Origin of the sequence: Mycobacterium sp. IS-3022, assembly GCF_001500065.1 — a bacterium.
Classification (GTDB): Bacteria; Actinomycetota; Actinomycetes; order Mycobacteriales; family Mycobacteriaceae; genus Mycobacterium.
Genome location: NZ_LQIN01000017.1, coordinates 50,253 through 57,099, shown reverse-complemented (window position 1 = coordinate 57,099; position 6,847 = coordinate 50,253). Strand labels below are relative to the sequence as shown.

The 6,847-nt window shown below is 67.6% G+C and carries 4 protein-coding genes and 1 pseudogene; 1 reads left to right on the top strand and 4 read right to left on the bottom strand.

Annotation, left to right across the window (positions count from 1 at the left end; translation table 11 throughout):
- Nucleotides 1–188, bottom strand: a pseudogene (locus tag AU188_RS13135) (RNA-binding protein); the annotation flags it as partial.
- Between the two features lie 651 nt (nucleotides 189–839).
- On the opposite strand from AU188_RS13135, the gene AU188_RS13130 reads away from it, so the two are divergent.
- A complete protein-coding gene (locus tag AU188_RS13130) occupies nucleotides 840–2,756 on the top strand; it encodes a glycoside hydrolase family 2 protein (protein ID WP_059164156.1) in 1,917 nt (638 codons plus the stop codon).
- Between the two features lies 1 nt (nucleotide 2,757).
- On the opposite strand, the gene AU188_RS13125 is transcribed toward AU188_RS13130, so the two are convergent.
- From AU188_RS13125 to AU188_RS13115, 3 genes are read right to left on the bottom strand one after another with little or no spacing between them, the layout of a single operon-like run.
- The gene (locus AU188_RS13125) at nucleotides 2,758–3,606 is read right to left on the bottom strand and encodes a pseudouridine synthase (RefSeq protein WP_059164148.1); all 849 of its coding nucleotides are present in this window, start codon (nucleotides 3,604–3,606) and stop codon (nucleotides 2,758–2,760) included.
- A gap of 5 nt (nucleotides 3,607–3,611) precedes the next feature.
- Complete coding sequence (locus AU188_RS13120) at nucleotides 3,612–5,351, bottom strand: glycerol-3-phosphate dehydrogenase/oxidase (protein ID WP_059164147.1); 1,740 nt, start codon at nucleotides 5,349–5,351, stop codon at nucleotides 3,612–3,614.
- A 56-nt stretch (nucleotides 5,352–5,407) separates the two neighbouring features.
- A complete protein-coding gene (locus tag AU188_RS13115; protein WP_059164146.1) occupies nucleotides 5,408–6,823 on the bottom strand; it encodes an NAD(P)H-quinone dehydrogenase in 1,416 nt (471 codons plus the stop codon).
- Nucleotides 6,824–6,847 lie beyond the last annotated feature (24 nt).

The window sequence follows — 6,847 nt, the reverse complement described above, 5'->3', positions numbered from 1 at the left end:
TTCTCCGGTGGCGGGAGTGGCGGCGGCGGCAGCTCGTTGAGATACGACAGCGGGTCGGCGCACCCGGTGACGTCGACGAACCTGCCGCCGACGGAGCCGCAGAGTGTCGCCTCGGCGTTCGGTGGACTCACGTTCACCAGGCCGCCTGCGAAAAGGGCTGCAGCGGCGCACAGCCATACCTTGCGCACATCTCCTCCTTCAGGCAACGTGCCGAGAGGCTGTCGCCGACCCGATTGTGACAGTCGCCGAGCCGGCCCGGGGCCGAACGACCGCGATCGACACAGCGGTCGTAACGAACCGCTTCGGCGCATCGATGTCTTGTGCGATGCCTGAACCATCCCGACCTGTACGGTGGCCGCATCCGCTGCCGGACGGGTGCTCTGACAAGCTGCTGAGCACATCTAGCCGACGTTTGCTATCAGCTGGTGTTCCGACCCGCCGCAGGGCCGCGTTCCTGCTCCCCGGCGAGGCGGCGCATCGGTGAGCCGACTCTCTTCCCAAGTGGCGTCCGACATAGCAAGATGCTAGGCTCGGCGCGCATCCTGACTTCGCAGCTCCGCTGTGTCACAACAGCAATCGTGCATCCACGCGATCTCGGCCCCAGGTCTCTGTCAGCTCGCCGACGCCTGACCACAGACGTTCGTCCAGCGCGCTGATGCGAAGCGTAGGGAAACACCGGATTCGTCCATGGCTCACCGTCGACTAGGTTTGCCAGGGGCAACGGTGCACTGCACCACAACCGCATTTCGTCATTGGGTTTCCAGCAGGGGGGACTAGTCGTGGCCGCGAACACCGAGCCGTCGACCAAGCGGCACCGCGTGTGCAAGGCACTGCGCCGGATGGCCGCCGTGCCCGTCGCCCTGGTAGCGGGCATCGCGATCCTGGGTGCGCCGGCCAACGCGGCCGAGGCATGGCAGCGGCAGAGCCCCGCCCTGTCGACCCCCTGGTCGCATCTGGTCGGGCCGAACAACGCACTGCCGGAATACCCCCGGCCGCAGATGGCGCGGGCACGCTGGCTGAACCTCAACGGAGTATGGGCCTACACCGGGCGGTCCGGGGACGCCGCGGTGACGACACCACCATCAGCCGACGATTACGACGAGAAGATCCTGGTGCCCTATCCGGCGGAGTCGGCGCTGTCCGGGATCAAGCGGCACGACGACCAGATGTGGTACCGGAAGGTCTTCGAGGTGCCGGGCACCTGGCGGGGGCAGCGCGTGCTGCTGCACTTCGGCGCGGTCGATCAGACGGCCACGGTGTGGGTGAACAACCGGCGCGTGGCCCATCACGAGGGTGGTTTCACCGCGTTCAGCGCGGACATCACCGATGCGCTGAAATGGACGGGCGCGCAGGAGATCGTCGTGCGCGCCGAGGACCGCAACGAAGACGGTCCGTTCGCCGTCGGCAAGCAGCGCAACGATCCAGAAGGTCTGTTCTACACCGGCGCGTCGGGCATCTGGCAGACCGTGTGGATGGAACCTGTCCGCGCCGCGCACATCGAAAAGCTCGACATCACACCGGATTTGACCGGCTTCACCATTACACCGCGGGTTTCCGGAACCACCGACGAACGGGCCGAGGTGATCGTGTCCGTCCCGGACGGTGCGACGCTGGCCCGCTCGTCGGCCGAACCCGGCAAGCCGGTGCGTGTGCAGGTGCCGAAGCCGCGCTTGTGGACGCCCGACGACCCCTACCTGTATGACCTCGAGGTGCGGCTTGTCAGCCCGGAGGGAAAGGTCGTCGACGAGGTCAGCAGCTACGGTGGCCTGCGCACGATCAGCACGGTGCGGGATCCGCAGGGCCGGCCGCGAATCGCGTTGAACAACAAGATCACTTTCCTGCACGGCCCGCTGGATCAAGGCTATTGGCCCGACGGCATCTACACCGCGCCCACCGACGACGCGCTGAGGTTCGACCTCGAGCGCACCAAGGCGCTCAGCATGAACTTCGTCCGTAAGCACGCGAAGGTCGAACCGGCGCGCTGGTACTACTGGGCGGACAAGCTCGGCCTGCTGGTGTGGCAGGACATGCCGTCGCTGAACGTGTCCCTCGACGTCCCGGTCGGTCCGGCTCCGGATCCGCCGCCGGAGGCGAAGGCGAACTTCGAACGTGAACTCGTCGCGATGATCGACCAGTTGCGCAGCGTCACTTCGATCGTCGGCTGGGTTGTGTTCAACGAGGGCTGGGGCGAGTTCGACACCGCCAGAATCGCCCACGTGGCCAAGACCGCGGACCCCACGCGGATGGTCAACGCCAACAGTGGTGTCAACTGTTGCAAGTCCCGGCCCGACAGCAGGGCCGGCGACGTCTACGATGACCACACCTATGTCGGGCCGGGCCGTCCGGTCCTGCACGACAATCCGGCGACCCGACGCGACGAGAGGACGATGCTCGGCGATCGTCCGGTGCCGCTCGAACACCGGGTCGTGGTCGACGGGGAGTACGGCGGCCTCGGGTTGGTGCCCGACGGGAACCGCTGGCCCGGCAAACCGCAGGCCTACGAAATGGCCGACAGCCGAGCCCGTTTGACGCAGCGCTATGTCGAGGTGAGCCGCGACCTGGAAGAGGCGGTCCGCAGGGGCGGTCTGTCCGGCGCGATCTACACCCAGACCACTGATGTCGAGAACGAGGTCAACGGCTTCATGACCTACGACCGGTGGTTGGTCAAGATGACGCTGCGAACGGTCGCCGAACGCAACCGCGCGGTGATCGCGGCGGGCGCACAGGTGACCCCGCCTCCGGACCCGCGGCGCTGAGTCACAGCGCGCGACCGCTCGTGAACTCGTGTGACCGACCGGTCTCCGGATGCACGAACTCGATGCTGTGCGCCAGCAGTTGCAGTGGCCGTGAGAAGTCTTCGGGCGCAACGTCGGTCACGTCGGGGTACAACGGGTCGTTGACGATCGGCAGCCCCAGCGACGCCATGTGCACCCGTAGTTGATGCGTCCGTCCGGTCCGCGGGGTCAGTCGGTACAGCCCATTGCCAAGGTTCTCCACGTATGTTTCCGCGTTCGGCTCGCCGGGCTCTTCTATCGCCTGTAGCCGCCCGCGCCGCTTGACGATACGGCTACGCACCACCATCGGGAACTCAAGTGACGGGTCGACACCGGCCCGTGCGAGGTACGTCTTGCGCACCTCGCCGCGGGCGAACATCGTCTGATAGGTGCCCCGCACTTCGCGCCGCGTCGTGAACAACAGCACACCCGCGGTCAACCGGTCCAACCGATGCGCGGGCGACAACTCCGGCAGGTCGAGTTCTCGCCGTAACCGCACAGTCGCCGTCTGCGCCACATGGCGACCGCGCGGCATCGTCGCCAGAAAGTGCGGCTTGTCGACCACCACGATGTCGTCGTCGCGATACAGCACGGGAATGTCGAACGGCACCGGTACCTCGTCGCGCAGATCTCGGTACAGGTACACGAATGCGCCCGGCGGCAGCACCGTACCCGCCGTCACGACTTCACCACCAGCCGTGACCACCTCGCCTGCAAGCACTTTGGTGGCGGCTGCCTCGCCGAACCGAGAGGCCAACTCGACCAGCACCGCTCCGCCACGCAGCCGCACCCGCGCCGGGCCCAGCCCGTCTCGCACCGGTAACGGTGGCATACGTCTCAAGTGAGCGGCACCGGTTCGAGGATCTCGGCGCGCGCCTCCGGCGCTGCCGCCCGCAACGCGTCGGCCGACTCGTCGTCGGGTTCCTGCTGCGAGCGCACCTCCGCCTCGACCCGCGCCAGGTACGTCGCCACTTCGCGGTCGACGTCCTCGGCGCTCCAACCCAGCACCGGCGCAACGACTTCGGCGACCTCACGCGCGCAGTCCACTCCGCGGTGCGGATACTCGATCGAGATCCTCATCCGCCGCGCCAGGATGTCCTCCAGATGCAACGCGCCCTCGGCGGCCGCGGCGTACCATGCCTCGACCTTGAGGTACACCGGCGCTTCGGTGATCGGCGTCAGCAGCTCGGGTCTCCCCAGAGCCATCTGAAGCACCTCGCCGATCAGCGAGCCGTACCGGTCCAGCAGGTGGCGCACCCGGTACGGGTGCAGGTCGTAATGCGCGCCAACGCTTTCGGTCTGGTTGATCAGCGCGAAGTATCCGTCGGCGCCCATCAGCGGCACCTTTTCGGTGATCGACCGCGCAACCCGCGCCGGAATGTACTCCGCCGCAGCGTCGATCGCGTCCTCCCCCATCACCCGGTACGTCGTGTACTTTCCACCGGCGATCGCCACCAACCCCGGCGCCGGCACCGCCACTGCATGCTCGCGCGAAAGCTTCGACGTCTCCTCGCTCTCCCCCGCCAGCAGCGGCCGCAACCCGGCGTACACACCGTCGATGTCGTCGTGCGTCAGCGGCGTCGCGAGCACCTTGTTGACGTTCTCGAGGATGTAGTCGATGTCGACCTTTGTCGCCGCGGGATGCGCCAGGTCCAGATTCCAGTCCGTGTCGGTGGTCCCGATGATCCAATGCGTGCCCCATGGGATCACGAACAGCACCGACTTCTCGGTACGCAGGATGATCGCGACCTCGCTGACGATCCGGTCGCGGGGCACCACGATGTGCACCCCTTTGGAGGCCCGCACCCGAAATCGTCCGCGCTGCTTCGACAATGCCTGGATCTCGTCGGTCCAGACGCCGGTGGCGTTGACCACGACGTGTCCGTGCACCTCGGTCACCGCACCGCTCTCGGAATCGCGGACCTCCACGCCCGTGACGCGGTCGCCTTCGCGAAGCAATGCCACCACCTGCGTCGAGGTCCGCACCACCGCCCCGTAATGCGCGGCCGTGCGGGCCACGGTCATCGTGTGGCGTGCGTCGTCGACCACGGTGTCGTAGTAGCGAATTCCGCCGATCAGCGATGACCGCTTGAGGCCCGGCGCCAGCCGAAGGGCGCCGGACTTCGTCAGATGCTTTTGCGCCGGAACGGATTTCGCACCGCCCAGCTGGTCGTAGAGGAAGATGCCCGCCGCCACGTAGGGCCGCTCCCACCATCGGTTGGTCAGGGGAAACAGGAACGGCAGCGGTTTGACCAGATGCGGCGCCAACGTCGTCAGCGACAGTTCCCGCTCGTGCAGCGCCTCGCGCACCAGCCCGAACTCCAGCTGCTCCAGATAACGCAGGCCGCCGTGAAACATCTTCGACGACCGGCTCGACGTCCCCGACGCGAAGTCGCGGGCTTCGACGAGGGCGACCTTGAGCCCGCGCGTCGCCGCATCCAGCGCGGCGCCCGCCCCGACGACACCCCCGCCGATCACCACGACGTCGAACTGCTCGCTGCCGAGCCGCTCCCAGGCCTCGGCCCGCTGCTCGGGGCCCAGAAGCGTCTGCCCGTTGGCCGGGATCGGATCGCTCACCGGAATCGACTCCTAGTTACTCGTCGGTATGCCGCCCGTCCCAAGGCTACGTGGGTTCAGTCCAGATCGTCGTGCGCCATCAACCGCCGACCCGCCTCGGTGATCGAACCCGACAGCGACGGGTACACCGAGAACGTCTGCGCCAGATCCTCGACGTCGTTGCCGTTCTGCACCGCCAACGCGATCGGCATGATCAGCTCCGATGCGATCGGGGCCACGACGACTCCGCCGATCACCACCCCGGTCGCCGGGCGGCAGAAGATCTTCACGAAGCCGCGCCGCAAACTCGACATCTTGGCCCTCGCGTTGGTGTTCAGCGGCAACATGATCGTGCGAGCAGCCACCGACCCGTCGTCGATCTTGGATTGGGGCACCCCGACCGCCGCGATCTCGGGCCGGGTGAACACCGCGGCGGCCACGGTGCGCAGCCGGATCGGCTCGAGCCCTTCGCCGAGCACGTGGTACATCGCGATGCGGCCCTGCATGGCGGCCACCGAGGCCAGCAACATCAACCCGGTGCAATCCCCCGCGGCGTAGATGCCCGGCACGGTGGTGCGTGAGACCCGGTCGACCTTCAGATAGTCGCCCGGCCCGAGGTCGATGCCGACCCGCTCGAGGCCCAGGCCCGCGGTGTTGGGCACCGAGCCGACCGTCATCAACGCATGGCTGCCCTCGACGCATCTCCCGTCGGTCATCGTGACCACGACACCGTCGTCGGTACGGCTCACCTGGTCGGCGCGGGCGTTCTTGACCAGCGTCACCCCGCGCGAACCCAGCGCGTCCTCGAGCACCGCGGCGGCGTCGGAGTCCTCGTGGGGAAGGATCTGGTCGCGGCTGGCCACCACCGTCACCTTGACGCCGAGTTCGGTGTAGGCGTTGACGAACTCGGCACCTGTGACGCCGGAGCCGACGACCACGAGATGCTCGGGCAGCTCCTCGAGGTCGTAGAGCTGGCGCCAGTTCAGGACACGTTCGCCATCGGGCTCCGCGCCGGGCAGCACCCGAGGGCTGGCTCCGGTGGCGATCAGCACGACGTCGGCGTCGATAGTGCTGACGGTGCCGTCGTGCGCGGTGATCTTGACGGTGTGCCTGGCCATGCCCGGCATGTCGTCGACCAGCTCGCCCCGGCCGGCGATCAGCGTCACGCCGTCGTTGCGCAAGCGCTCGGCGATGTCGGCGGACTGGGCGGCGGCCAGCCGCTTGACCCGCTCGTTGATCTGCCGCAGCGAGATCTTGGCGTCTTCGAACTCGAGCGCATAGCCCAGATCCGGCGCACGACGCAGTTCGGTGCGCACCCCCGTCGACGCGATGAAGGTCTTGGACGGGACGCAGTCCCACAGCACGCACGCCCCGCCGATGCCGTCGGAGTCGACGACGGTGACCTCGGCGACTTCGGGTCCTCGTGCCGCGGCGACCAATGCCGCCTCATAGCCGGCGGGCCCGCCGCCGATGATCACGATGCGGGTTGCCACGACCCCAACCTAACGAAGCGGGTG

What these genes read in the sequence shown, in the direction of transcription:
- AU188_RS13130 (WP_059164156.1), top strand. Translation starts at nt 840, where the DNA reads ATGGCCGCCGTGCCCGTCGCCCTGGTAGCGGGCATCGCGATCCTGGGT.
- AU188_RS13125 (WP_059164148.1), bottom strand. Translation starts at nt 3,606, where the DNA reads ATGCCACCGTTACCGGTGCGAGACGGGCTGGGCCCGGCGCGGGTGCGG.